Genomic DNA, 891 nt, shown 5'->3' on the forward strand with positions numbered 1-891 from the left:
CTGGCCACGCTCGATCTCTTCACGCTTAACACCACGCAGCAGGGCTCCAACGTTCTCACCTGCACGACCTTCGTCGAGCAGCTTACGGAACATTTCAACACCGGTAACGGTAGTCTTGGTGGTTTCCTTGATGCCGATAATTTCGACTTCTTCACCAACCTTGACAATACCGCGCTCAACACGACCAGTTACAACAGTACCACGACCAGCGATGGAGAATACGTCTTCGATTGGCAGCAGGAATGGCTGATCGATAGCACGCTCTGGCTCTGGGATGTAGGAATCCAGAGTTTCAACCAGCTTCTTAACAGCGGAAGTACCCAACTCGTTGTCGTCTTCGCCGTTCAGGGCCATCAGAGCGGAACCAGCAATGATTGGAGTATCATCACCTGGGAATTCGTAGGTATCGAGCAGCTCACGCAGCTCCATTTCTACCAGTTCCAGCATTTCTGCGTATTCTTCAGAATCAACGCCGCCGCAATCTTCAGCCAGCAGGTCTGCCTTGTTCAGGAAGACAACAATCTTAGGTACACCAACCTGACGAGACAGCAGAATGTGCTCACGAGTCTGAGGCATAGGGCCGTCAGTCGCGCCACAAACCAGGATAGCGCCGTCCATCTGAGCAGCACCGGTGATCATGTTCTTAACGTAGTCAGCGTGCCCTGGGCAGTCTACGTGCGCGTAGTGACGATCGTTGGAATCGTACTCTACGTGTGCAGTAGAGATAGTGATACCACGCTCACGCTCTTCAGGAGCGTTATCGATCTGATCGAAAGCCTTCATCTCGCCACCGAAAACTTCGGCACATACGCGAGTCAGCGCTGCAGTCAGAGTTGTTTTACCATGGTCAACGTGACCGATGGTGCCGACGTTTACGTGCGGCTTCGTACG

The 891-nt window shown here is 53.0% G+C and carries 1 protein-coding gene; it reads right to left on the bottom strand.

The annotated features are described in order from the left end of the window. Positions 1-891 (bottom strand): elongation factor Tu (locus QMA35_RS21870; protein ID WP_281649246.1); only part of this gene is annotated, 891 nt, incomplete at both ends.

Origin of the sequence: Parendozoicomonas sp. Alg238-R29, assembly GCF_947331445.1 — a bacterium.
GTDB lineage: Bacteria > Pseudomonadota > Gammaproteobacteria > Pseudomonadales > Endozoicomonadaceae > Sansalvadorimonas.